Below are 24,265 nucleotides of genomic sequence, written 5' to 3'. Positions count from 1 at the left end.
CATTTGTTCACAGGCTTTTTAAGTGTTAGTAGGGAGAAACTAATAACATTATTGCTTAGGTGCCTCACTTGGGCCTAGTAGTAATTTAGAGAACGTGACTTGTGCGTAATTACCATTGGCTTTATCTGTTGCCCAATTTCCAGTACCAGGGCAAGCTGTGTACCAGACACCGGGGGCATCTTTAGTACTACACTGGTTATATCCACCAGCTTTAAAGTAAAGCGAATCGGCGGTGTAACCTAAACGATGATCGTGCTGGTCAACATTACCTTTAGGGTCAATGTTGTTAGATAAATCAACGCTGTACTTTACTGTTGGTTTATCTGGTGCTGTAAACGTTAAATACATAGTACTTTGATGAACATTTATCTCGTAACTAAACTCTTCACCTAGTGCGATACCTTTTTCACCTGGCATAGCAGAATTTTCCCATGTATTACCCCATACAGGGTAGGCAATATCGATGCGGTTTGGATCATCTTTAGCTAAGTTACGCTCATAGTTCCAAAACACCGAACCAGTTTTATGATCAGGCCATTTTTTATAGTAGATTTTGATTGGCTCATTTCCCGACCCAAAACCTAAATTTTTAGCTATTAAAGCTTTGTCTTTGCCGGCGTGGATTTGTCCAACAACAACACTATAAGCAGGTGGTTTATCAGGGTGACCCGCATGGCTTGAAACATGATCAACTTTTAAAGTCGCAGACATTTTACCGCCTACTGCTCCAAAACGCTCGGATAAAGGATGTGCAGCCAAAGCAAAATTATTACCAGCACTCTTTGTTTTTATTTTAGTATTTGTGCCGCGGAGCATTTGCCTTAATTCGCTGCGGGTATTACTTGATGTAGCGGTAGTAATTGCTTTGTTTGGGCTAGTAAATACCATGCCACCTTGGTCATCTAGATAAAAGAAATCAGGGTGTGAATAGGTTTGTATTTCTTTCACATCAATTTCGTCAATTTTACCATTTTTGTCTTTGTCGATTGGTACGGTAATTTTCCAGTTACTAAGATCAAATTTATCAGCAGGCACAGATTGGTTTGTGTTATCAGCTGTTGATTGGTCACTGACTTGCGTTTCACTACTAGAGCAAGCAACGATAGCAGTTAAAGAAAGGGGTAAAATAGCGCCGTAAAAAGATAGTTGTCTAAGTCGATTTTTATTCATACTGGTCTCTTTATAAATTGCGTGTGTATATTGTGTGTGACATTCGTTAACAAAATATAACATACCAATTATTCAAATCAACCATACCAATTAGGTTTTACTATAAAACTTTTGGTCATACCAATAGGGTAATTAATATTTTGATTTCATATAAGGATAACTTGCAAAGGAGGGAGTAAGGTTGAAATTAACTCTAGGGAGCTAGAACCATAAAATTTTTATTTGCTGCAAACGTGCATGTATAGATTGATTTATAGATTATTAGATATGCAAAGGGCAGTGAAAGGTTACTGCAAAGCACTTACTACAGTGCTTTGCAGTATTAGTTGGATTAAGCTTTATTTCTTCGTAAACAAATAACCGTTACTGCAGTAAAGGCTAAAATAAAGCAATAGTAAGAAGATGTTGATACTTCCCATGGGCTTATTTTAAACGTTGCACCAAGCAGTAGAGCTTGTGCGCCATAAGGGAGTGAGCCTTGCGTTACACAGGCAAAAATATCCAGTAAACTTGCAGATCGCTTACCTGTGATTTTACCATCACCAGCAAGCTTTTTAGCAATAGGGCCTGCTACAATAATTGACACGGTGTTATTAGCAATACACACATTACTGGTCATTACTAATGCAGCAATACCGAGTTGGTCAGCCACTTTACGGTGCCATTTAGCGATGATCTTTGTAATTGCTTGAATTTTATTTGCGATGTAATCAAGGCCACCATTAATACGAATAAACTCCGATAAGCCACCAATAAACATTGACAGTAAAAATATTTCTTGCATATCGGTAAAACCTTTATAAATATCTTTTACAAAGCTGCCACCTTGGTAATCAAAAGCGAACCCTACAAATGCGGCAAAAATAATACCGCTAAATAGCACCACAAATACGTTAAAGCCCATCACTGCAAGTACTAAAATAAAGGCATAAGGCAGTACTAGCCAAATGTTGTAATCACTGGTGTCCACTGCTTGTGCCTCAGGTGTTAAAAAGAATAATAAGGCAATGGTTAGTGCAGCAGCAGGGAGAGCTATTTTTAAGTTCTCACGGAATTTATCTTTCATTTCACAACCTTGGGTGCGGGTGGCAGCGATGGTGGTATCAGAAATAATCGATAAGTTATCACCAAACATCGCGCCTGAAACAATCGTACCGGCCATAAGCGCAGGATCAATACCTGTTTTGACTGATACCGCATAAGCAATTGGTCCAATTGCCCCAATGGTACCCATTGAAGTTCCCATCGCCGTCGAAACCACCCCAGCAATTAAAAATAGCCCCGGTAATAATAAGCTAGGTGGAATAAGTGATAAACCTGCGTTAACGACTGCATCAACACCGCCTGTGGCACTTGCTACAGCTGAGAACGCACCGGCTAACAGGTATATTAAGCACATGGTGATAATATTGCTGTGGCCTGCTCCTTTAATAAAAGTTTCGACACTGTGATTGATCGTGTTTTTATTTAAAAAGAACGCCAGCATAATGGCGGGTAGAATAGCTACGGGCGCAGGCAATTGATAAAAAGCGTAATCAACCCCTTGTGATTGCAAATACAATCCGGCGCCTAAAAATAGCGCAACAAAGGTAACTAATGGCAGCAAAGAAAGCTTTGCTTGGGTTTTATTAAATGATGGCTGCATCATATTCCTCGTTAGATAACATTTATACCCAAGCCACCCCTAGATGCGAGTTTCAGTTGGAATTAAAAGCGATTTAGGCAAGGCATTGATTGCAAATAATAGTGGTTCTATTGTTAAAATCAATAATGCAGTATAAATCGCTTTTAAACCAACCCTTTGGGCGTTTCACAGGCAGTTACTCTCATTGTTGTTACTTCTTAAAAGGGATTGCCATTCTTGCAAAGTAACGCCTTGATATTAAGCCCCTGTGAAACGCTGAATTCTGCATCTTGAGGTGGTTTGGGTATATTACAGCCAAAACTTCCCTTTTTTAGCTGAATTCAGTTGTGTTCTTTTCACTGAAAAGAGTGTCAACAGCGCCCGCAAGTCAAAGACAAATCAGCGCAAGGTGAGAAGTTTAAATGTATAGATGGCTAAATGCAAAGGCTATCTGTTATTATTGTTTTTGTAAAGTTAAGGTGGTTTTATTATAAAGCTTTCCCGACTATTACATGAGTTTTAGATAAAATCTAGCTTATGTAACCAAGTAACCTCAAGATGCAGAATTCGGCGTTTCACAGGGGCTTAATATCAAGGCGTTACTTTGCAATAATGGAAGTCCTTTTAAGAATAAGTAAAAACGTAGGAAGTCAGTTCCTCTAAAGCACTTAAAACGTGTGTTTAAAAAGATTTAATTACAACGACGCTCGCATCATGATGTGGCTTGAGTATAAATAACAACAGATAAGGTAACAGTATGAACCAAATTGGTATATTTGGAGCTAATGGCCGAATGGGGCAGGCATTATTAGAAGCTGCAACAAATAAAAATAATTCACAATTAAGCGCCGCTTACGTAAGAGCAAGTTCATCTTTATTAGGCCTCGCTGTAAACGAAGTAAATAGCGCTGTAAAATCCGACATTACTTTTAGTGATGAAGGGCAGCTAAATAATATTGATGTATTAATTGATTTTACGCTACCTGAAGGCATGCGTAACCATTTACAAAATGCCGTAAAAAACAATATTCCAATGGTGATTGGTACTACGGGGTTAGGTGCAAGTGATATGGAAACACTTGAGCAGGCAGCTAAACAGATCCCGATTGTATTTGCACGTAATTATAGCGTGGGTGTTAATGTAATGCTTAGCTTAGTACAAACCGCAGCGACTAAGTTTGGTGATGATTTAGATATTGAAATACTTGAAGCTCACCATCGTCATAAAATCGATGCGCCATCGGGTACGGCGCTTGCTATTGGTGAAGCAATTGCAGATGCTAAAGGGTGGGACCATGATGATGCCGCTGTGTTTGATCGTAGCCAAGTTAAAAATGAAAAGTCTCAAAATGAGATTGGTTATTCAGTCATTCGTGGTGGAGACATAGTAGGTGAACATACCGCTTATTTCGCAACTTCCGGTGAAAGGCTTGAATTAACTCATAAAGCAAGCTCAAGAATGACCTTTGCATTAGGTGCTATAAGAGCTGCAGCGTGGTTAAAAAACAAACCCGCAGGACTTTATGATATGCAAGATGTGCTTGACTTGAAGTAGTTTACTTGTGTTTTTGGCTGTTTGAGTCAGTATTTAGTTAATAGTGCCTGTTTTAGCTGTTTTAATAATTAGGGTTAGATCTAAAAGGCAAAATACTATAGAATAGTCTCAATTTGCCAAAAATTAATAAATGCGTGTTTCCAATCGCTTAAGCGGGTAGTAGAGCAAATGACTTTACGCCCGTTTTTTACTGTTAGGAGGTTTAACTTGACTAAATCCGCTCTGTTAGTCCTAGAAGACGGCACAGTGTTTCGCGGTACTGCAATCGGTGCTGACGGCATATCAGCCGGTGAAGTAGTATTCAATACGTCAATGACTGGTTATCAAGAAATTTTGACAGACCCTTCATACGCGGAACAAATCGTAACTTTGACGTACCCACATATCGGTAATACGGGTACTAACAGCGAAGACGAAGAAGCGAATCAAATCTGGGCTAAAGGCCTAGTGATCCGTGATTTGCCACTGCTAGTAAGTAATTTTCGTAGCGAGAAATCGTTAGGAGATTACTTAAAAGAACGTAACATCTTAGGTATTGCAGACATCGACACCCGAAAGTTAACCCGTATTCTTCGTGATAAAGGCGCACAAAACGGGTGTATTATTGCAGGTGACGAATTAGATGAAAACAAAGCACTGGAAGCGGCAAAAGCTTTCCCAGGCTTGAAAGGCATGGATTTAGCAAAAGTAGTTTCAACCAAGGAAAATTTTCAGTGGCGCGAGTCAAGTTGGGCATTAGGTGAAGGGTTTAAAACCTTATCAGCCACCGATGAAAAATTTCACGTTGTTGCTTATGACTTTGGCGTAAAACGCAATATTTTACGCATGCTTGTTGACCGCGGTTGTAAATTAACAGTAGTGCCAGCACAAACCTCAGCAGCTGATGTATTAGCACTTAACCCAGATGGTATCTTTTTATCGAATGGCCCAGGCGACCCAGAGCCATGTACTTATGCCATTGATGCAATTAAAGCGTTTTTAGAAGCTGAAACGCCTATCTTTGGTATCTGTTTAGGGCATCAATTATTAGCTATAGCTTCAGGTGCAAAAACTGCAAAAATGAAGTTTGGTCATCACGGTGGTAATCACCCAGTGAAAGACTTAGACCGTGATGTAGTGATGATCACTGCGCAAAATCACGGCTTTGCAGCAGACGAAGCAAGTTTACCAGCAAACCTACGCGCAACACACAAGTCATTATTTGACGGCACATTGCAAGGTATTCATCGTACAGACAAACCAGCGTTTAGCTTCCAAGGTCACCCAGAAGCAAGCCCAGGCCCACATGATGCTGCACCGTTATTTGATCACTTCATCGAACTGATGCAAGCGCGTTCTAACTAAATTAACCGGAGTAACAATGCCAAAACGTACTGATTTAAAAAGCATTCTTATCCTAGGCGCAGGCCCGATTGTAATTGGCCAAGCCTGTGAATTTGACTACTCTGGTGCTCAAGCGTGTAAAGCACTTAGAGAAGAAGGTTATCGAGTTATTTTAGTTAACTCGAACCCTGCAACAATAATGACTGACCCTGACATGGCCGATGCGACGTACATCGAACCAATTCACTGGGAAGTTGTTGAAAAAATTATCGAAAAAGAAAAGCCAGATGCTGTACTCCCTACTATGGGTGGTCAAACAGCATTAAACTGTGCGCTTGAACTAGACAAACACGGAGTACTGGCTAAGCACGGGGTTGAGCTTATTGGTGCAACGGCTGATGCAATTGATAAAGCAGAAAACCGTGAGCGCTTTGATGCAGCCATGCGCAACATTGGCCTTGAGTGCCCACGCGCTGAAATTGCACACTCAATGGAAGAAGCTAAAGACATAATGTCACGCATTGGCTTACCGTGTATTATTCGTCCTTCATTCACCATGGGCGGCTCCGGTGGTGGTGTTGCTTACAACATGGAAGAGTTTGAAGAGATTTGTGAGCGCGGTTTAGACCTTTCACCTACTAATGAACTATTGATTGATGAATCCCTCATTGGTTGGAAAGAGTATGAAACCGAAGTTGTACGTGACAAAAACGACAATTGCATCATCGTATGTACTATTGAAAACTTCGACCCAATGGGCGTACACACAGGTGATTCAATTACTGTTGCACCCGCACAAACATTAACTGATAAAGAGTATCAGCTAATGCGTAATGCCTCTATGGCGGTACTGCGTGAAATTGGTGTTGAAACCGGTGGGTCAAACGTACAGTTTGGTGTTAACCCAGATGATGGTCGTATGGTGATCATCGAGATGAACCCGCGTGTATCGCGTTCATCTGCACTAGCTTCAAAAGCAACGGGTTTCCCAATAGCTAAAATTGCCGCAAAACTTGCGGTAGGTTATACCCTTGATGAGCTACAAAACGATATTACTGGTGGCAAAACACCAGCGTCATTTGAGCCGTCAATTGACTATGTAGTAACAAAAATTCCTCGCTTTAACTTTGAGAAATTTGCCGGTGCAAACGACCGTTTAACGACGCAAATGAAATCAGTGGGCGAAGTAATGGCGATTGGTCGTAACCAACAAGAGTCATTACACAAAGCTCTTCGTGGTTTAGAAGTAGGTGCAACGGGCTTTAACCCAATTGTGGCACTTGATGACCCTAAAGCGAAAGAAAAAATCATTCGTGAATTACGCGAGCCAGGTGCTGAGCGTATTTGGTATATTGCCGATGCGATGCGCCATGGTATGAGTGTTGATGATGTATATGAGCTAACAAAAATTAACCGTTGGTTCTTAGTGCAAATCGAAGACATTTTAAAAGATGAAGCAAAAATCAGTGAAGTAGGTATGGCTGGTTTAAATGCTGACTTCTTACGCAAATTGAAACGTAAAGGGTTTGCAGATCCACGTATTGCCGATATTGCCGGTGTATCTGAAGCTGAAATTCGTAAAAAACGTCACTTACTAAACATTGTACCCGTGTATAAGCGTGTTGATACTTGTGCCGCTGAGTTTAGCTCAGACACAGCTTACATGTACTCAAGTTACGATGAAGAGTGTGAAGCAAACCCATCAGACAAAGACAAGATAATGGTTATCGGTGGCGGTCCTAACCGTATCGGCCAAGGTATTGAATTTGATTATTGTTGTGTACACGCGGCGCTTGCAATGCGTGAAGACGGCTATGAAACAATCATGGTTAACTGTAACCCTGAAACGGTTTCTACAGACTATGACACATCAGACCGATTATACTTTGAACCAATCACCCTTGAAGACGTACTTGAAATTGTACGTGTTGAAAAGCCTAAAGGCGTTATTGTGCAGTATGGTGGTCAAACACCTCTTAAACTAGCTCGCGAACTTGAAGCGAATGGGGTGCCTGTAATTGGTACTTCGGCTGATGCAATAGACCGTGCAGAAGACCGTGAACGCTTTCAACAACTTGTTGATCGTTTAAACTTACTCCAGCCAGAAAACGCAACGGTAACCTCAACAGAGGAAGCGATAGCTAAATCTGCTGAAATTGGTTTCCCACTCGTTGTACGTCCTTCTTATGTACTAGGCGGTCGCGCAATGGAAATTGTATACGATGAGCAAGACTTACGACGTTACATGACCGAAGCCGTATCTGCATCAAACGAAGCGCCAGTTCTACTTGACCGTTTCTTAGATAACGCAATTGAAGTTGACGTTGACGCAGTTTGCGACGGCGAGCAAGTGATTATTGGCGGTATTATGGAACACATTGAGCAAGCGGGCGTTCACTCGGGTGACTCAGCCTGTTCATTACCAGCACACTCGTTAACGCAAGAAGTACAAGACGTAATGCGCAAGCAAGTAGCGGGTATGGCCCTTGAGCTTGGTGTGGTTGGGTTGATGAATACTCAGTTTGCAGTAAAAGATGGTGAAGTTTATTTAATCGAAGTCAATCCACGTGCAGCACGTACCATACCGTTTGTATCTAAAGCAACCGGTGTGCCACTTGCAAAAGTAGCTGCGCGTTGTATGGCGGGTCAATCACTTGCAAGCCAAGGTATCACTAAAGAAGTGCTTCCACCTTACTATAGCGTAAAAGAAGTGGTACTTCCTTTTGCTAAATTTCAAGGTGTTGATCCTATTCGTGGTCCTGAAATGCGTTCAACCGGTGAAGTAATGGGTGTGGGTGATACATTCGCAGAAGCTTTTGCAAAAGCACAACTCGGTGCAAGCAATACTTTACCACGCGGTGGCCGCGCGTTATTATCAGTACGTAATAGCGATAAACCACGCATTGTTGAGCTTGCAAAAACCATGACCGATCTTGGTTTTGAAATTGATGCAACAGGCGGTACAGCCGTAGCGCTTGAAGAAGCAGGTATTGCTGTACGTCGTGTAAATAAAGTATTCGAAGGCCGTCCTCACATTCTTGATAGAATCAAAAATGGTGAGTACAGTTATATCGTTAATACCACAGAAGGTCGCCAAGCGATTGAAGATTCGAAGGTGTTGCGTCGTGGTGCTTTACAGCACAAAACTAACTACACCACGACCTTGAATGCAGCGTTTGCTAACTGTACTGCTAACCAAGCAGATGACCGTAGCAGTGTAACGTCAGTTCAAGAACTACACCAACGATTGAACTAAGGAAATGTGCCAAGGGTGAATGTGTCACCCTTGGGATTAAGTGAGAAAAGTATGCAATCAATTCCGATGACAGTTCGTGGCGCCGAGTTACTTCGCGCAGAACTTAACGAATTAAAAACAGTTACCCGTCCTAAAATCGTTGCAGATATTGCTGATGCACGTGAACACGGTGATTTGAAAGAAAACGCTGAATATCATGCTGCGCGTGAACAACAGGGTTTTTGTGAAGGTCGTATTCAAGAAATTGAAGCGAAACTTTCGAATGTTCAAATCATTGATGTGACAAAGTTACCTGATACCGGCAAGGTTATTTTTGGCACTACTGTGACTATTGTCAACGTAGAAACCGATGCAGAAGTAAAATATCGTATCGTAGGTGATGATGAAGCTGATATTAAAAATAACTTAATTTCAGTTAACTCACCAATTTCTCGAGGGCTAATTGGTAAAGCAGTGGATGACGCTGTAACTATTAAAACTCCAAAAGGCGATGTTGAGTACGAAATCATTGAAGTTGAGTATCTTTAACTTTAATTTACTTACTTTTAATAAAAGCCGCCGCACTTGCAGCGGCTTTTTTTATGTTTTAAAGTATTTAATACTTTAGGCCTAATTCAGTTTATATAAATTTAGCCTATGCTTTGATAGTAAACGTACACGATACCTATTTTATTAAAGCATGATCACTTAGCGGGTTAAATAACTTACTAACTGGGTTAAAAATTATTTATATACGACTGTTTGGATGCAGAAGATAGGGCAACATAGGAGCAACTGCTGAAAACAGCTATATTTCATAATTTTCGCCTTGTTATTGCGTTATTTTCCTGTAGCAATAATAAAACGCTAATTCATTGTAGTTGGCATTAATTTTATTATATTTGAACTGTCTTCGAAAATAAGGAAAATGATGGACAAAATTATTTATCCAGCGCCTTTAAAGGTCGGCTCTAAAATTGCTGTATGCTCGTTGTCATCAGGCATTAAAACTAAATATCACCCACGCTTAGATATTGTTATTAATGGCTTAAAGCTACGCGGATATGAAGTTACTGAGGGCGAATTTTTAAGGCAAAGTAAATCAGATGATGATATTGCCGCAAAATATCATGCCCAGCAACTAATGCAGTTTTTACTCGATGATGAAATTGACGCAATAATGCCGCCATTTGGTGGTGAGTTGGCAATGGAAATACTGCCGTTACTTGATTTTGATGCTATCAGTGAAGCCAAGCCTAAATGGTTAGTTGGTTTTTCAGATGTAAGTACCATTTCCTGTGCACTAACAGCAAAATGTGGTTGGGCAACATTACACAGTGCCAACCTAATGCAATTACACCCGGATGAAAAAAATCCTTATTGTTTACAAATTTTTGAAACGCTCACATATGAGGTGGGTAACGAGTTTGAACAGGCTCCTTCAACTCACTTTCAAAAAGAAAAACCCGACTACGTACAAAGCCCAGATGCATTATTTGATTATACCGAACCTACTCAGTGGCAGTGTTTAAATCACCTGGATGAACGTACTATCGAAATGTCTGGACGGTTATTTGGTGGCTGTCTTGATACGGTTGGCTTATTACTTGATTCACCGTTTTTATCATTACATGAATTTAAAAAGCACCGCGCTCCAGAAGGGCTCATTCTTTACCTTGAAAATTCAGAGCTTACTCCAACCACTGTCGCACGGTTTTTGTTATCGTTAAAATTAGCGGGAATTTTTGACGACATTAACGGCATCATTATTGGTCGAAGCGAAGTTGTTAAAGGCCATACACAAGTCTTTGATTATAAACATGCTTTAGAAGTTGCACTCGGGGACTTTTTATTCCCAGTGATCATAGATGCTGATATTGGTCATATACCGCCTAATTTGAATCTTATTAATGGGGCTATGTGTACCATTACCGCAGGGATCAATGAAGGTAAAGTACTTGAAGCTTCTATAAATACACAGCTTTCATAGTTGTGATCAAATAAAAATGGCTCATAGTTAATGAGTCATTTTTATTTATTTCGGAATTAACCAAGGTAATTTCTTTACGTTTATAAAACCTGTATCACTTGCTCTGCTGCTAAGCGTGATTTAGGTAAACCCGCGTTATAATCCTCCTCTGATGAATGGTAACCAAGCACAAGTGCAACATCACAAATATATCCATCGAGCTCTTTTGAAAATGTTTTACCAATAAGTTCAGCATCTATGCCTTCCATTGGGGTTGAATCAATTCCTAGACGCGCTGCCGTGTGAAGTGTGTTACCAAGTGCAAGATAAGCCTGCGCCTTCGTCCAAGACGCATTATTGCCTTGTTCATCGGTATTTAAATCAACAAATACATAAGCGCCAAATGCCTGCTCACGTTTTTCTTTAAGGGTACGGCCGTTTTGTATATCGGCGTCGATGATTTTTGCATAATCGTCGCGAGTATATTTCGGGTTGTAGGCAAATAAAATAATATGTGAGGCTGCTTTTATATGCGGCTGATTAAACTGAAACTTATCAGCAAAGGTATCGTGCATACGTGCTTTAGCAGCATCTGACTCAATAACAATGAACTTCCAGGGTTGAGAGTTGATAGATGAAGGTGAAAGCCGCATTGCTTCATAAATAACTGCCATATCATCAGGTGATACGCGCTTGTTGGTATCGTATTTTTTTGCTGTGTAACGCTTTTCAAGGTCGCTAATAATAGGGTGGTTCATAAACTTTCTCATTCATTATAAGTTGATCAGAGAATACGCCTTGCTAAGTTTTAAATAAACAGCATAATCATTGAATCATTATCAAAAATAAATAGATAATATGCAGATTGACGACTTAAAGTTGATTTTAAAAGTAGCTGAGTTTAGAAGTATTACCCAAGCGGCAGCAAAACTTGATATGCGAACAGCTACGGCCAGCGCAGCAATTAAAAGGGTAGAAGCTGTGCTTGGAACAGAGCTGTTTATAAGAACAACTCGGCATTTAAGGTTATCTTCCGCAGGTGAGCGTTATTTACCGCAGTGCGAACAAGCCATTGCAGTGCTTGAGGAAGCTCGGAGAAACTTAAAAGGTGAACATGACGAAATAGAAGGAGAGTTACGGGTTGCGCTATCTTCAGATTTAGGCCGTAATTTAATAGTTCCTTGGCTGGATGAAATAATGGAAAGTTATCAAAAAGTCAGTTTAAGGGCGCATATTAGCGATAGCAATATTGATTTTTATCGCGACTCGGTCGACCTAGCTTTACGCTACGGCTCACCAAAAGATAATAGTCTATATGGTTTTAAAATATGTAACGTACCGCGACTATTATGTGCAAGCCCCGATTATTTAAAAAGTTACAGTGAACCCCAGCATCCAAATGAACTGCTAAGTCATCAAGGTTTATTTTATCAGTTGCAAGATATTATTAATAACGTGTGGGAGTTTGAAAGTGCCGATGGCGTGATAAAAGTAAAAATGAATGGACGTCGCGCGGCAAACGACGGTGATCTAGTTAGACGTTGGTGTGTTAACGCAAAGGGGCTCGCCGTGAAATCAGCGCTTGATATTGCTGATGATATTTTAAATGATAGAGTCGTGTCTGTGATGCAACAATACCCACATGTAATGGGTGAGTTATGGCTCATATGCCCAAGCAGGCAAAGTATTACGCCTGCTGTGAGGAAGTTAAGGGATGTATGTCGTGAGAAAACAGCGGCTATTTTAGGGCAACTGGTTAATAAAGGTGTAATTAACGAAAATGTACTAAGGCAACCGTAGCTCAGTTTTAACTATTAAAAATAGCCCTCACTTGGCGGGCTATAGATTATAAAGCTTAGTTATTTATTAGCCTTACGGGCGTTATTTTAAGTAAGTATCTAAAAAGTTTAAATAGGCATTTGAGGCGCTAATGCGGTTTTCTTTTTTAGTAAAACCATGGCCTTCATCGTCAAATAATACATACTCTACTGGTACGCCGTTGGCTTTAACTGCCGCGACTAGCTCGTCACTTTCTACTTGGAGAACTCGCGGATCGTTAGCACCTTGAATTACCATTAGAGGTTTAGTGATGTTATCGGCATGAAACAGTGGGGAAATAGCACGGTGACGTTCTCCGTCTGTGGCCGGATCGCCCATTTCATCATACAGTGCTTTTTTAAAGCTTTCCCACCATGGTGGAATAGAGTTCAGTGTTCTTACCCAGTTGGTCACGCCAAAAATATTGATGCCTACTTTGAACTCTTCTGGCTCAAAGGCAAGCGCTGCTGCGGTCATAAAACCGCCGTAGCTTCCACCCATGATGCCAATTTTATCTGCATCGACCCAATCTAAGCTTTGTAAGTGTTTTTTACCGTAGACAATATCTTGTAAATCATCAGTGCCATGCTTTTTATCATCTAAATGGAAAAATGTTTTACCATACCCTGAGCTGCCGCGGTTATTAACGGCAAAAATGGCATAGCCATGATTAACTAAATGTTGCTGCATTGCACTGTAACCGGTGCGACTTTGCCCGCCTGGGCCACCATGCACCCATATAAGCGCAGGTACTTTATTATTGCTGCTGGCCTGTTTTGGTTTATACAAAACGCCTGGTATGTCTAAACCATCAAAACTTTTAAAGCGCACGATTGTGCTCTGTACTAAGTCGTTCTGATCGATATCATCACTTAATGTGTTTGTGAGTTGTTTGGCTTCATCACTACCAACTTGCCAGACAAATAAATTACTTGGTGAGGTGTCTGAGTTTAAGTAAAACGCCATGGTTTTCTCATCGCGTGAGAAATTCACACTGCGTAGATTCCCAGCTGGCAATTTAGGCATAGCGATTTCTTTACCGGTATTGGTATCTTTGACGGTTACTTTGGTGCTGGCATCAGCATTAACACCACTAACTTGATAGCGGCCAGAATTAGAGAAATACATAAAGCTGACATCCCAATCATCCTTTAAAGCTGGACTATGTTCGCCTGTGGCTAATTCATAACGCCATACCTGTGAAAACTCTCCTTTAGCATCTGTAGAGTAGTATAAATATTTACTGTCTACAGAGAAGGTAACAGGCGTATATTGAGCCGGTGTATCATGTTTAGAAATTAATTGCGGTTTGAGTGTTTTTTTTAAAGTATCTAGGATGAAGGTATCGCTGTCTTTATTGGTATTGTTTTTAGATAGGGCAATGTAACGTCCATCAGGGCTAATAGCACCTACATCTAAACCAAGCGTGTTTTGATATATAGGCGTGACTTGATACGTTTGACTATCGACTCGGTATAAGTCCATAAACTTGGCATCACGCTGATTACTGGTAATAAAAAATTGGCTACCGTCTTTAGTAAAGCCTGCAAAGCTTGCACGCGTTTCATCGCCAGGGGTTAAGTCTTTGATGGTGCCATCAGTTTCGCGCACGTAAACATGGTATCGTTCGTTACCGCCTGAGTCTTTGCTAAATAATACGCGCTCATCATTAGGAAAATAGCTTACGGGGTAGGTGCTGTCTTCAAAATTGGTTAAGCGCGTTTTGCTGCCTGTTTTAACATCGACCTCATATAAGCTGTAAATACCGCTTTCATCACTACTGACAAGTACCTTATCGCCAGAGGGAGAAAAGCTACTGCCCATAATAGATGTTGTATCAAAAAGGTTTTTGCATTATATGTTTTGACTTGCTGTGTTTGCTCAGCAACCACAGGGGTAGAGGCGGAGTTATTAGATTGACTGCAGCCAGCTAATGCAATAGATACTGCACAAGTGATACAGGCAAGTTTGAGGGCTTTTTTCATAGATACATTCCTTGGATTATTGTTATACCAGTGTTAACCGAACGTTTTTTAAACGCAAGTTTTTAGCTTATTGGTAGCATAATAAAGTGTTACAAAGCGTGTATCGTTTTTAGATAAGTATTCGTTATAATAATCACTTATTGAAAAAGGGAGTATTTATGATAGAAGTCATTGGGTTGCATAAACAGTTTGCTGAAAACGTGTTGTACAGTGATTATAGCGTGCAATTTTTAGCACCTAAGCTATGTATTGAAGCGCCTAATGGCCAAGGGAAAACAACCTTATTAATGATCTTAGCAGAGCTTGAAATACGGCAAAGTGGACAGGTTTTGTTTTCTGCAGACGCATTAACCGAACCACATAAGCAAGTTGCTATAGCCTCAGACTGCATTGCTTTACCCGACTTTCTTACGGCAAAGCAAATTATTAACTTATCCGCGAATACGCTTGGTTGTCGTTGGCCAGCAGCAATAATAGATGGGTTTAATTTTAATGATTTTTTAAATACTCGGTTTGATGCGCTGTCGTCAGGTAGTCAAAAGAAATGCCAGTTAATTTTAGCGCTTATGCGTGATGCACCGTATTTACTATTAGATGAACCCAGCGCAGCCCTTGATCAAACCAGTATTCACTTTCTACTAAATTTACTCGATGAGCATTTAATTGATAAGCCTGAAGGGCAAATAATCATCACCTGCCATGAACCAGCGCCATTTATTGAGCATGGCTTTGAGTGTATGCCTTTATGATTGCAAATTTAAAACAATCAATTGGGCAATATCGCTCTTTTATGGATTATCGGTACCAAGCTTACAAAGCTGAACTTACGCAATTATTGTTGCAGCTCAAAAACTTTGGCTTGTTATTTCTAGTGGTACTTGGCTCTGCCATGCTTGGTATGATTTTACTGTTATTTTTAGGACTAGGAAAAATTATCGATAGCAGTGATGCACCGCAGTATGGTGCGCAAATGGCTTGGCTGTATCTACTACTGCAAAGCGTAATGCTTGGCACGATGGGATCAGCTATTAAAAATAGCCAACAGCGGCTTTTTCAACGCACTATTGTAAGGTCAAACTGGCTTAGGTTAATGGATATAAAACTATTACTTTTAAGTAATGGTTGGTTGTTAGCAAGTGCAGTTATTGCTCTGGATTTAACCGTGTCACAATGGCTACGAGTCCCTCACTTTTTACTGTTTATGTTACTGCAGCTTGGCTTAGGTGTGCTGTGTTTGTACAAGCCTACGGCATTGATATATGGCTTATTATTCACATCAGTATTAGTTTTGTTGCCCATTGATATAACGCCGTTAGTGTACCATTGTGGCTTTATTATATTATTTGTGTTGAGCATATTACTGCCAGCAATTTCGCTAAGTGACCGGTTATCAGTTAATTCATTATTTACTTTTTGGCTAAGTTTCTTTCTTCAACACAGTTGGATTATAGTGTGGCGGGTGGCTTTATTGTTAAGTGTGTTTATGGCCGTTACTACTTTACTCAATGAGCGTACAGATTTAGCCGCTATATTTAGCGTTGTAGCGGTTGCTTTTATGGTGTTATTTACCAGCTCACTGCAATTTGATTGTGGCAAGTTACGAGATAAACATGCTTTGTTTTTTCAACTAAATAACCAACAGCGGCTTTTTTTTATTAGCCAATTTATACCAAGTTGTTTGTTCTTTTTGATAACTATGCTCAGCTATCTGATGTTTGTAGCTAAAATACAGTGGCTATTACTGAGTTTGAGTGTTGTTTGGTGCGCTTTACAATTATATATAGCACAAAAAAAACCAGCGCATTATGCGCTGGTTTGGATGGTTATAACAGGTTTATTACTTGCTTTAATGACTTAAATTATAAGTGATCAAGCAGCATCAGAGCTTTTATCGGCAGCACTTTTTCGTGCCGCATTACCTGCAAGTAAGTCAGCTGGATCAAAGTCATCCACGTTAATAGTATCTAAACGTGCTTTTTCAACAGCAGCTAATTTATCAGCTTCGGCTTGCGTTAAAATACCCGCTTCTAGGCCCATTTGCGCCACTTTATCCAGCTGGAAGAAAGGTAGTTTTTTACCTTTTTCACGGCATACTTTGTCAAATAATGGCTCAACTTCAAGTACGTCTTTAAGCGTTTGCTCTTGACGGCCGACCAAGTTAAGCGGCTCATTGGTTAAGTATACATAGCTTGCTAAACGGTTACGCGTTTCGCTAGGTACTTGTAGAATACGTGCTAGCTTATGCTCAAGTTTGTCCGTTGGTTTTCTCACTGGACGACCAAACGGAAATAACATAATTTTTAGTACAGTACGCAGTGGCGCTGACGGCATATTATTAATTAAATCCGCAAGGGCACGTTGGCAGTGGTAAAGGTGATCTTGGCAACTCCATTGAACGAGTGCTAAATCTTCTTTTTTACGGCCTTCATCGTTATAACGTTTAAGCGTAGCTGATACCAGATATAAGTAACTCAGTAAATCACCTAAACGAGCAGAGATACGCTCTTTACGTTTTAAAGAGCCGCCAAATACGGCCATACTGATATCAGACATTAACGCAAGGGATGCACTAAAGCGTGATGCAATACGGTAAAACTCTGCCGTTTCGTCTTTATAAGGTGTGCCGGCAAAGCGTGCCCCCGTAAAGGAAAGCCATTTAGTACGTACAAGGTTTGAAATTGTAAAACCAATGTGGCCCATTAATGCTTTGTCAAATACGGCGAGAGCTTCATCGCGGTCTTCAATTGAGCATGCATTTAATTCTGTTAAAACAAACGGATGACAGCGTATAGCCCCTTGACCGTAAATAATCATGTTACGGGTCAAGATATTTGCGCCCTCAACGGTAATGGCAATCGGCGCACCTTGATAACCACGACCTAAGTAGTTATTTGGCCCAAGCATGATGCCTTTACCACCGTGAATATCCATAGCATGGATGGTTGAGTCACGCATTTGCTCGGTTAAATGGTATTTAATAATCGCTGAAACAACAGACGGCTTTTCGCCTAAATCGACCGCTCCGGTAGACATGCTCACTGCGGCGTCTGAGCTATAAGCGTAACCGGCAAGTTTAGCAAGTGACTCTTCAACACCTTCCATTTGACCAATAGGTAAACGAAATTGCCGACGAATACGGCTGTAAGAACCACTAGCAAGGGCTATTGTTTTAATGCCACCTACAGAGTTTGAAGGTAATGTGATTGCACGACCAACCGATAAACATTCAACCAGCATGCGCCAGCCTTGCCCGGCCATTTCTGGTCCACCAATGATGTAATCAAGCGGTACGAATATATCTTGGCCACGAGTAGGCCCATTTTGAAATGGTACATTTAGTGGAAAGTGACGACGACCAATTTCAACCCCCGGCATATCTGTCGGGATCAGCGCACAGGTAATACCGAGCTCTTTTTTGTCGCCTAATAAACCATCTGGATCTTGCATTTTAAATGCAAGACCCAGTACGGTCGCAACAGGTGCAAGAGTAATATAGCGCTTATTCCACGTTAGGCTAATACCGACAACTTCTTCACCTTCCCATTGCCCTTTACATACTACGCCATAATCAGGAATAGCGCTGGCGTCAGAGCCTGCTTCTGGTGAGGTTAGGGCAAAGCAAGGAATTTCAGCACCGCTGGCTAAACGCGGTAAGTAATGATCTTTTTGCTTAGTCGTACCATAATGTTGTAGTAATTCACCCGGACCTAATGAGTTAGGAACACCAACAATTGATGAAAGTAACGTAGATTTACTGGTTAGCTTTTGGAGCACACACGATTGTGCAAATGCTGAAAACTGTAAGCCGCCGAATTCTTTTTTGATGATCATGGCAAAGAATTTATTATCTTTTAGGTATTGCCATACATCTTCTGGTAAATCAGTTAGCTCGTGAGTGGCTTCCCAATCATCAAGCATGCCACATACTTCTTCAACTTGATTGTCGATAAAGGCTTGCTCTTCGATAGTCAGTTTTGGAATAGGATATTGGTGCAGCTTTTCCCAATCAGGGCGACCACAAAAAAGATCCGCTTCCCACCACGTAGTACCGGCATCAATGGCTGACTTTTCAGTTTCAGACATGGTTGGCGTCACTTTTTTAAACGCAGTAAAAATGGGTTTAATAATATATTGTTTACGAATACCGGTTACAGATAATGGCACCGCAATTAGCAAGAAAACTAACCAGCTAATAGCGCCAAAAGCACCTGCAAAGGTACCGACAAGTAAAGTAGCAATAGTAATACCTAAACAGGTGTTCCAGCTTGCACGTTGGTAACTTGCAATACTCAGTAATATGAGTAACCCAAGTATAAATAAGAGTGTCATGTATTTAATCCTTAATAGAGGTCAGACCACCTCTGTAAGAGTAGCGTTAGAAGCTGTAATTATCAAGCCCAATAATTAGATTACTGCTGACTTTTATTGCTACCAACTTAAGTCGAAGGCTAGAACAAAATTGTTACTTGCCTTGATATGGCATATGTTCAACAATACAGAATATAGCTTTGTTTTTGAATTTACTTTTTCGTTCTATATCAAGTTATTACTTTTGCAGTTGATCATCTGATTTTAAAGGTTAATTTATTTTATGTGTGAACTTCTTGGCATGTCCGTTTTCTAGCATTCATGCTGTATCAACCTGTAGCAAGGCCCCGTAAGTATAAGGAATACAAAGGCTAAAGCTGTTTATTCTGTCTTATTCTGTTATTGTTATCTTAAGCTAAACTGATACCAAAACTGTGACCCGTGTTGTGGTCACAGTTTTAAACGAGCAAAGATGAACTTTACAGACAAATCAATAAAAGCACTTAAAGCAAAAGAAAAACGCTACGTATTAACCGAGTCGGGCAATTATGGCGAAGGGCGCTTACAAATAAGAGTCAGCGAATCGGGCGCTAAAACGTTTCGCGTTCAATATCATATAAACGGCAAGCGTAAAGTAATAGGCCTTGGCAACTACCCAATTGTTGATCTGAAAAAAGCACGTAGTAAGCATGCAAAAATATCAGCATTGCTAAGCGACAATATTGACCCCCAAGAGCACCGCTTACAAAATCAAAAAACCAAGTTTGAATCGGCAGCTAAAAAAACAATGCATCAAATGCTTGATGATTTTAACGTATACATAAGCACTCGCTGGGCAGCATCAACCATCGACCGAACAGAAAAACTAATAAAGCGAAACCTCACCCCGTTTATAACACCAGATTTAATGCCCGACGAGTTCACAATAGATATGGCCCGCGACATTATTTATCGTGTTTATAACCGCGGGGCAAAAGAGCAAGCACGCCTAGTTCGCAGCGTACTAATGAGCATATTAAAATACGCAATCGATTTTGATAACTCGCCAGAGCAATACAAAAAGCCCAGCCTTTACGACATTAAAAGCAACTTTATAAGAGACATAAATTTTGAAACACCAAAAAATAAAGGCGAGCGCTGGCTAAATGAAGACGAAATAAAAAAAGTATGGCACGCAGAAGACCTGCCTTATTACACCCACCAATACATAAAACTGGCATTATTACTTGGTGGCCAACGGGTAAACGAGGTTTACGGCTCTTACGTAAGTGACTTTGATTTAGAAAGCAAAACATTCACCATTCCAGCAAGCAGAATAAAAGTACAACAGCGGGGTGATCACATAGTGCCATTATGCGAAACCGCAATACCAATCATCAAAGAGTTAATGCAACAAGCTGGTAAAGCAGGGCAAATGTTCCCGCATCGCGACAACCCAACAGCAACCGCTCACGTATCAACTATAAGAATGGCAATATTAAGGTGGTGTGAAAAAAATGAAGTGCCGCCATTTAATCCCCGCGACTTAAGGCGTACATGTAAAACACTCATGGGCAAAGCGGGCATAGATAAAATAAACCGAGACATACTCCAGCAACACAACAAGTTTGATGTATCAAGCGTGCACTACGATAGATACGACTACATGAAAGAAAAACGCCAAAGTATAGAAGTGTGGGAAAGGTTCATTTTAATGGCAAAGTAAAGGCTCAGCTGTATAAATCCATGCTTACCCGCTATTATAGAACTTAGTTAACTAGGTGAATAAATATATGAAAATACAAGATGATTACGAGCCCGTTTAGCACGGGCTTTTTAATGCCTGTTAATTTGTTTTATTATCTAATGCATTTAAAAAGAACGTGGCGTTTACGGTTTGGTGAATAAAGCAATCAGAGCATATAAGCGTAAAAACAGGCACGTTAACGGTGGCGATTTTATAGCTTGAAGTAAGGCAGTCTATGGGGAGTTCAGACACACCAATTAAATTGTTTTCATTGCCTAAAAACTTAAGCTCGCCTGCTTTGCACACTGGGCAATTGGCCTCGTTGGTTATTTTATTTAAAAACTGTGCCGCATGATCAGCGTGTACCGCTAAATAATTATGTTGTTTACTCACGTTAAACCTGCCTACTAATTCGCTTATTTCACCGCAGTATAGCATTAGCTGTATAAATACACAGGTTGTTAAAACCTGAACGAAAACTTAACCTGTAAGGTAAATATAATAAGAGGGAACTACCATGGCTTACGATGATTACGATTGTATTGATGAAGGCGAACCAAAGGTTATAGCTAGAGAGTTTCAAGCTCGATTTAGTTACGCAGATGGGCAAGGCAATAAGTCACTAAGGCTTGTTGACGTACAAGAGCTAGACGATGATGGCGACCTAATGTTTACTGGCTATTGCCATAAGGCCAATGATGAAAGAACATTTAGAATAGACCGTATAGCTGGTGATATAACCGTTATTGGTGTAAACGGTGAGGAAACTGCGAGTAAAAAAGAGTTTGCCAAATTTTTAAGGTCGATTGCAAAACCCGCTGCGGAGGTAACAAATAACCGACTGGCAAATAACCCACAGGCAACAGGTTGCCTAGTAATAAGCGTGGCACTGATTGGTGTTGTGCTAGCCGTGCCAATAGGCGTTGTGAATATTTTTATATAAGCAGTTAATAAAGTCCGCCCAGCGCGGGCTTTTTTGTGCCTGCAATTTAGTAAACTAAAACGACTTACCAGCAAATATTATTTTACCCACCAACGTACAATTGCCGTTTATTGGTGTGAGTTGCTCAGGCCAGTTAGGGTTAGCGGCTTTTAAAAACTTGTGGCCACTTTCAATAATGAGCTGCTTAAATGTGGCGTGGTTGTCGTCGTCTAGGCGGGCTACTACGTAGGAACCGTGAATACACTCTGCCTCAGGGTCTACAAATATCAAATCACCCTCGTAAAATTTAGGCTCCATGCTCACGCCATGCACTTTTAGCGCAAATGTTAGGTCGCTGCATTTTACAGGGCATAAATAACGGTCTGCATCATATTCTTTTATTTCACTTATTTCAGACCATGCCCCCGCTTGCACCCAACTGATTAATGGCACCGCTGCTTTAAGCGTAGGCCCTAATGAAACATTGCTGTTGATACTCTTTTCACCGTCTTGAGTTTCACCAATACCAAACAGTAAGTATTCTGGAGTGCAGTTTAGGGCTTCCGCGAGGGCGTCTATTTTACGAGGGCGTTTTGTTTCTCCAGATTCAATATTGTGAATAGAGTTTTGTGCTAAGCCTGCCATTAGACCTAATTGCGCTTGCGTCATCCCTAACTGAACACGTTTTTTTTCTACTCTTTTACCTAAATCCATTTGTAAATTCCTAATGTAAAAATCGCTTAAAGTGATAAAAGCTGATTATCTGCTTTTTATATTATTTTGTCTAATCAGTTAAATCGATATTGACATCGGTTTAACTGATGTCTATTATCGGTTTACTTGATAAATAGAGCTTGGAGGAAATATGAGCGCCGTAGAAAGAGCGATAGAAATAATTGGTGGTCAGACAAAAGCCGCCAAGTTATTAAACACAAAACAAAACATTATCTGGTACTGGCTTAATCGCCATTGCCAAGCCCCAGCGAAATACATTACCCGTATTTCAGAACTAACAAACGGCCAAGTAACAGTAGATGAGTTACTAGCCGACCACGTAAAAGCCGACAAGGAGAGTGCAGCATGAGCCAGTTAATCGCAGCAGATCATTACCGCCGCAATGTACGCGGCGAGGTAGTAACAATTAATGACCGCTATTTACGCCCAGCCGATGTGGCACAAAAGTGCGGCATGCACCGCACGTCGTTATATCGGTTGATGGATAAAGGGCAGTTTCCTAAAACACATAAAATATCGAGCGGCCGTGTTGTATGGCTTGAAGCAGATATTGAAGAGTTTATGCGGTTAGGCAGTGAGAAGTTTCAGGAAATTTACGGCAATAAACAAGTTAATAACTAGGAGCAGGGCAATGAGCACATACCAAGTATTTAGTCGTGAAACGTTAAGCAGCTTTAAAACATTAGCAGAGCAATGCCGCTACTTGTTGAGCTGCAAGATTACTACCCGCAAAGCGGTGTTTGGTTTTGACCCAGCGCTTCAAGCGCGTGTTGGTGATTTTGACTTGCCAGTTTATTGCAATGGCGACGAGTACCAAACAATACAAAAAGCCGTGTATTGGTTAAAAACACAAGCAACTAATTACCTAAATGCAGCAACACGCAGCCAGCAAGGAGTTAATTAATTATGGCAAACACAGCTATTAACTACCCAAACAAAGCGCCATTAAAAGCAGTAACTGGCCGCCACATACCAAAAGGGCTAGCTGAAATAAAAGCATTAATGGGCAGCGAGCGCCACACGCCAGAATACGTGTATACCAAAGTGCTAAGCGAGCAAGAGCGCACATTAGTATGTTTTGCGGCAGGCCTAAAGCGCCACCATTTAGAAAGCGGCTTTGCTAATTTTAATGCAGATACCCGCTTAAAAATACACAAGGCTATTTTGCAAATGGAGCAATTAGTAAAAGCATTTACCGACGCTAACGCCATGGCCCCCGCTAAGTTTGTGCAACATGCACCGCGCGTTGAAGCCAATACCAACTACTCACATTTAACAATTACTAAGGGTTGATCATGAGTTCAGTAAATCGCGGAACGGTACGCAATGCAGACGACTACTACATAACACCACATTGGTTAATTGAAGATTTTTTAGCAGCGTTTGCTGAAAATAATATGTTGGTTTGCTCACCAGATGAAAGCCCAAGAGTGCTAGACCCAAGCGCAGGCGGTTGTGACAAGTACGAAATGAGCTACCCAACAGTGCTAGAAAAAGAAGGCTTTACAGTTGATAGCTGGGATATTCGTGCTGATTCACGCGCTAGCGTAATTAACTGTGATTTTTTGCAGGTAAAGAGTTTAAAAAAACCATACGACATGATCATCACCAACCCGCCCTTTAACGTGGCGCAAGAGTTTACCGAACATGCGCTCGAAATGGTTAAAGAGAGTGGTTTAGTGATCATGCTGCAACGCCTTAATTGGTTGGGTAGCCAAAAGCGCAAACCTATGTGGCAAAAATTACCATTAGCGGCGGTGTATGTGCATAGCAAACGCCCGGGCTTTGACCCAGCAAAACCAAGTAAAACCGATTCAACCGAATACGCTCACTTTGTATTTTGCAAAGGCCATGAGTTAGCGCCTGAACTTTTTGTAATTTAACGCTGGGAACTG

General features: G+C 40.8%; 21 protein-coding genes and 1 pseudogene. 15 read left to right on the top strand and 7 right to left on the bottom strand.

Going from position 1 to position 24,265, the window contains the following annotated elements; translation table 11 throughout:
• Positions 1-48: 48 nt before the first annotated feature.
• Both ACT3RM_RS02335 and ACT3RM_RS02330 read right to left on the bottom strand, forming a co-directional pair.
• Positions 49-1,170, bottom strand: a complete 1,122-nt coding sequence (locus ACT3RM_RS02335) for a polysaccharide lyase family 7 protein (protein ID WP_441993164.1) — start codon at positions 1,168-1,170, stop codon at positions 49-51.
• A 331-nt stretch (positions 1,171-1,501) separates the two neighbouring features.
• Positions 1,502-2,815 carry a Na+/H+ antiporter NhaC family protein gene (locus ACT3RM_RS02330; RefSeq protein WP_441836668.1) on the bottom strand — a complete coding sequence of 438 codons (1,314 nt, stop codon included), beginning with the start codon at positions 2,813-2,815 and terminating at the stop codon, positions 1,502-1,504.
• A gap of 736 nt (positions 2,816-3,551) precedes the next feature.
• Between ACT3RM_RS02330 and dapB the strand changes: the two genes are divergently transcribed.
• The 5 genes from dapB (at position 3,552) to ACT3RM_RS02305 (ending at position 10,897) form a co-directional block, all read left to right on the top strand.
• Complete coding sequence (dapB, locus tag ACT3RM_RS02325) at positions 3,552-4,349, top strand: 4-hydroxy-tetrahydrodipicolinate reductase (protein WP_441834825.1); 798 nt, start codon at positions 3,552-3,554, stop codon at positions 4,347-4,349.
• Positions 4,350-4,556: 207 nt separating this feature from the next.
• Positions 4,557-5,693 (top strand): glutamine-hydrolyzing carbamoyl-phosphate synthase small subunit, encoded by a 1,137-nt coding sequence (gene carA / locus ACT3RM_RS02320; protein ID WP_441834824.1) that lies wholly within the window; start codon positions 4,557-4,559, stop codon positions 5,691-5,693.
• A 16-nt stretch (positions 5,694-5,709) separates the two neighbouring features.
• The gene (carB, locus tag ACT3RM_RS02315) at positions 5,710-8,928 is read left to right on the top strand and encodes a carbamoyl-phosphate synthase large subunit (protein WP_441834823.1); all 3,219 of its coding nucleotides are present in this window, start codon (positions 5,710-5,712) and stop codon (positions 8,926-8,928) included.
• 51 nt (positions 8,929-8,979) lie between these two features.
• Positions 8,980-9,456, top strand: coding sequence for a transcription elongation factor GreA (gene greA, locus ACT3RM_RS02310; protein WP_441834822.1), 477 nt, complete (start codon positions 8,980-8,982; stop codon positions 9,454-9,456).
• A gap of 382 nt (positions 9,457-9,838) precedes the next feature.
• Complete coding sequence (locus ACT3RM_RS02305; RefSeq protein ID WP_441834821.1) at positions 9,839-10,897, top strand: S66 family peptidase; 1,059 nt, start codon at positions 9,839-9,841, stop codon at positions 10,895-10,897.
• 80 nt (positions 10,898-10,977) lie between these two features.
• Here the strand turns inward: ACT3RM_RS02305 and ACT3RM_RS02300 are convergent, their stop codons facing one another.
• Positions 10,978-11,634 (bottom strand): nitroreductase family protein, encoded by a 657-nt coding sequence (locus ACT3RM_RS02300; RefSeq protein WP_441834820.1) that lies wholly within the window; start codon positions 11,632-11,634, stop codon positions 10,978-10,980.
• Between the two features lie 100 nt (positions 11,635-11,734).
• Here ACT3RM_RS02300 and ACT3RM_RS02295 point away from each other — a divergent pair, with 100 nt between their 5' ends.
• The gene (locus tag ACT3RM_RS02295) at positions 11,735-12,676 is read left to right on the top strand and encodes a LysR family transcriptional regulator (protein WP_441834819.1); all 942 of its coding nucleotides are present in this window, start codon (positions 11,735-11,737) and stop codon (positions 12,674-12,676) included.
• A gap of 81 nt (positions 12,677-12,757) precedes the next feature.
• On the opposite strand, the pseudogene ACT3RM_RS02290 reads toward ACT3RM_RS02295, so the two are convergent.
• Positions 12,758-14,679 (bottom strand): annotated as a pseudogene (locus ACT3RM_RS02290) (S9 family peptidase).
• Between the two features lie 158 nt (positions 14,680-14,837).
• Here ACT3RM_RS02290 and ACT3RM_RS02285 point away from each other — a divergent pair.
• Together ACT3RM_RS02285 and ACT3RM_RS02280 are read left to right on the top strand one after the other, a co-directional pair.
• Positions 14,838-15,428, top strand: a complete 591-nt coding sequence (locus tag ACT3RM_RS02285; RefSeq protein ID WP_441834817.1) for an ABC transporter ATP-binding protein — start codon at positions 14,838-14,840, stop codon at positions 15,426-15,428.
• Positions 15,425-16,537 (top strand): DUF6136 family protein, encoded by a 1,113-nt coding sequence (locus ACT3RM_RS02280; RefSeq protein WP_441834816.1) that lies wholly within the window; start codon positions 15,425-15,427, stop codon positions 16,535-16,537. The genes ACT3RM_RS02285 and ACT3RM_RS02280 overlap by 4 nt, the downstream gene beginning before the upstream one ends.
• 11 nt (positions 16,538-16,548) lie before the next feature.
• Here ACT3RM_RS02280 and fadE read toward each other — a convergent pair whose 3' ends face one another.
• On the bottom strand, positions 16,549-19,008 hold the full coding sequence (gene fadE / locus ACT3RM_RS02275; RefSeq protein ID WP_441834815.1) for an acyl-CoA dehydrogenase FadE: 2,460 nt from the start codon (positions 19,006-19,008) through the stop codon (positions 16,549-16,551).
• Between the two features lie 451 nt (positions 19,009-19,459).
• On the opposite strand from fadE, the gene ACT3RM_RS02270 reads away from it, so the two are divergent.
• Positions 19,460-20,692 carry a tyrosine-type recombinase/integrase gene (locus ACT3RM_RS02270; RefSeq protein ID WP_441995884.1) on the top strand — a complete coding sequence of 411 codons (1,233 nt, stop codon included), beginning with the start codon at positions 19,460-19,462 and terminating at the stop codon, positions 20,690-20,692.
• Between the two features lie 120 nt (positions 20,693-20,812).
• On the opposite strand, the gene ACT3RM_RS02265 is transcribed toward ACT3RM_RS02270, so the two are convergent.
• Positions 20,813-21,106, bottom strand: coding sequence for a hypothetical protein (locus ACT3RM_RS02265; RefSeq protein WP_441995885.1), 294 nt, complete (start codon positions 21,104-21,106; stop codon positions 20,813-20,815).
• A 124-nt stretch (positions 21,107-21,230) separates the two neighbouring features.
• Here ACT3RM_RS02265 and ACT3RM_RS02260 point away from each other — a divergent pair, with 124 nt between their 5' ends.
• The gene (locus ACT3RM_RS02260; RefSeq protein WP_441995886.1) at positions 21,231-21,656 is read left to right on the top strand and encodes a WYL domain-containing protein; all 426 of its coding nucleotides are present in this window, start codon (positions 21,231-21,233) and stop codon (positions 21,654-21,656) included.
• Between the two features lie 54 nt (positions 21,657-21,710).
• Here the strand turns inward: ACT3RM_RS02260 and ACT3RM_RS02255 are convergent, their stop codons facing one another.
• Complete coding sequence (locus ACT3RM_RS02255) at positions 21,711-22,349, bottom strand: LexA family protein (protein WP_444511334.1); 639 nt, start codon at positions 22,347-22,349, stop codon at positions 21,711-21,713.
• 151 nt (positions 22,350-22,500) lie between these two features.
• On the opposite strand from ACT3RM_RS02255, the gene ACT3RM_RS02250 reads away from it, so the two are divergent.
• Genes ACT3RM_RS02250 through ACT3RM_RS02230 form a run of 5 tightly spaced genes read left to right on the top strand, consistent with a single transcriptional unit; the run spans position 22,501 to position 24,253 of the window.
• Positions 22,501-22,719, top strand: a complete 219-nt coding sequence (locus ACT3RM_RS02250; RefSeq protein WP_444511333.1) for a YdaS family helix-turn-helix protein — start codon at positions 22,501-22,503, stop codon at positions 22,717-22,719.
• Positions 22,716-22,991, top strand: a complete 276-nt coding sequence (locus ACT3RM_RS02245) for a helix-turn-helix transcriptional regulator (RefSeq protein ID WP_002960068.1) — start codon at positions 22,716-22,718, stop codon at positions 22,989-22,991. Before ACT3RM_RS02250 ends, ACT3RM_RS02245 begins: the two co-directional genes overlap by 4 nt.
• Positions 22,992-23,001: 10 nt before the next feature.
• Positions 23,002-23,274 carry a hypothetical protein gene (locus ACT3RM_RS02240; protein WP_444511332.1) on the top strand — a complete coding sequence of 91 codons (273 nt, stop codon included), beginning with the start codon at positions 23,002-23,004 and terminating at the stop codon, positions 23,272-23,274.
• Between the two features lie 2 nt (positions 23,275-23,276).
• On the top strand, positions 23,277-23,663 hold the full coding sequence (locus tag ACT3RM_RS02235; protein ID WP_444511331.1) for a hypothetical protein: 387 nt from the start codon (positions 23,277-23,279) through the stop codon (positions 23,661-23,663).
• A 2-nt stretch (positions 23,664-23,665) separates the two neighbouring features.
• Positions 23,666-24,253 (top strand): SAM-dependent methyltransferase, encoded by a 588-nt coding sequence (locus tag ACT3RM_RS02230; RefSeq protein WP_444511330.1) that lies wholly within the window; start codon positions 23,666-23,668, stop codon positions 24,251-24,253.
• Positions 24,254-24,265: the final 12 nt, after the last annotated feature.

The sequence above is a fragment of the Pseudoalteromonas sp. AOP7-A1-14 genome (assembly GCF_052376275.1).
Lineage (GTDB): Bacteria > Pseudomonadota > Gammaproteobacteria > Enterobacterales > Alteromonadaceae > Pseudoalteromonas.
This window is presented reverse-complemented; position numbering and strand designations above follow the sequence as displayed.

Bases quoted from the DNA above. Each gene is read 5' to 3' on its own strand.
- carB (WP_441834823.1), top strand. From the start codon at position 5,710: ATGCCAAAACGTACTGATTTAAAAAGCATTCTTATCCTAGGCGCAGGC.
- ACT3RM_RS02230 (WP_444511330.1), top strand. From the start codon at position 23,666: ATGAGTTCAGTAAATCGCGGAACGGTACGCAATGCAGACGACTACTAC.
- ACT3RM_RS02335 (WP_441993164.1), bottom strand. From the start codon at position 1,170: ATGAATAAAAATCGACTTAGACAACTATCTTTTTACGGCGCTATTTTA.
- dapB (WP_441834825.1), top strand. From the start codon at position 3,552: ATGAACCAAATTGGTATATTTGGAGCTAATGGCCGAATGGGGCAGGCA.
- ACT3RM_RS02285 (WP_441834817.1), top strand. From the start codon at position 14,838: ATGATAGAAGTCATTGGGTTGCATAAACAGTTTGCTGAAAACGTGTTG.
- ACT3RM_RS02245 (WP_002960068.1), top strand. From the start codon at position 22,716: ATGAGCCAGTTAATCGCAGCAGATCATTACCGCCGCAATGTACGCGGC.
- ACT3RM_RS02330 (WP_441836668.1), bottom strand. From the start codon at position 2,815: ATGCAGCCATCATTTAATAAAACCCAAGCAAAGCTTTCTTTGCTGCCA.
- ACT3RM_RS02235 (WP_444511331.1), top strand. From the start codon at position 23,277: ATGGCAAACACAGCTATTAACTACCCAAACAAAGCGCCATTAAAAGCA.
- ACT3RM_RS02300 (WP_441834820.1), bottom strand. From the start codon at position 11,634: ATGAACCACCCTATTATTAGCGACCTTGAAAAGCGTTACACAGCAAAA.
- ACT3RM_RS02270 (WP_441995884.1), top strand. From the start codon at position 19,460: ATGAACTTTACAGACAAATCAATAAAAGCACTTAAAGCAAAAGAAAAA.
- ACT3RM_RS02250 (WP_444511333.1), top strand. From the start codon at position 22,501: ATGAGCGCCGTAGAAAGAGCGATAGAAATAATTGGTGGTCAGACAAAA.
- ACT3RM_RS02280 (WP_441834816.1), top strand. From the start codon at position 15,425: ATGATTGCAAATTTAAAACAATCAATTGGGCAATATCGCTCTTTTATG.
- fadE (WP_441834815.1), bottom strand. From the start codon at position 19,008: ATGACACTCTTATTTATACTTGGGTTACTCATATTACTGAGTATTGCA.
- ACT3RM_RS02260 (WP_441995886.1), top strand. From the start codon at position 21,231: ATGGCTTACGATGATTACGATTGTATTGATGAAGGCGAACCAAAGGTT.
- ACT3RM_RS02240 (WP_444511332.1), top strand. From the start codon at position 23,002: ATGAGCACATACCAAGTATTTAGTCGTGAAACGTTAAGCAGCTTTAAA.
- ACT3RM_RS02295 (WP_441834819.1), top strand. From the start codon at position 11,735: ATGCAGATTGACGACTTAAAGTTGATTTTAAAAGTAGCTGAGTTTAGA.
- greA (WP_441834822.1), top strand. From the start codon at position 8,980: ATGCAATCAATTCCGATGACAGTTCGTGGCGCCGAGTTACTTCGCGCA.
- ACT3RM_RS02255 (WP_444511334.1), bottom strand. From the start codon at position 22,349: ATGGATTTAGGTAAAAGAGTAGAAAAAAAACGTGTTCAGTTAGGGATG.
- ACT3RM_RS02305 (WP_441834821.1), top strand. From the start codon at position 9,839: ATGGACAAAATTATTTATCCAGCGCCTTTAAAGGTCGGCTCTAAAATT.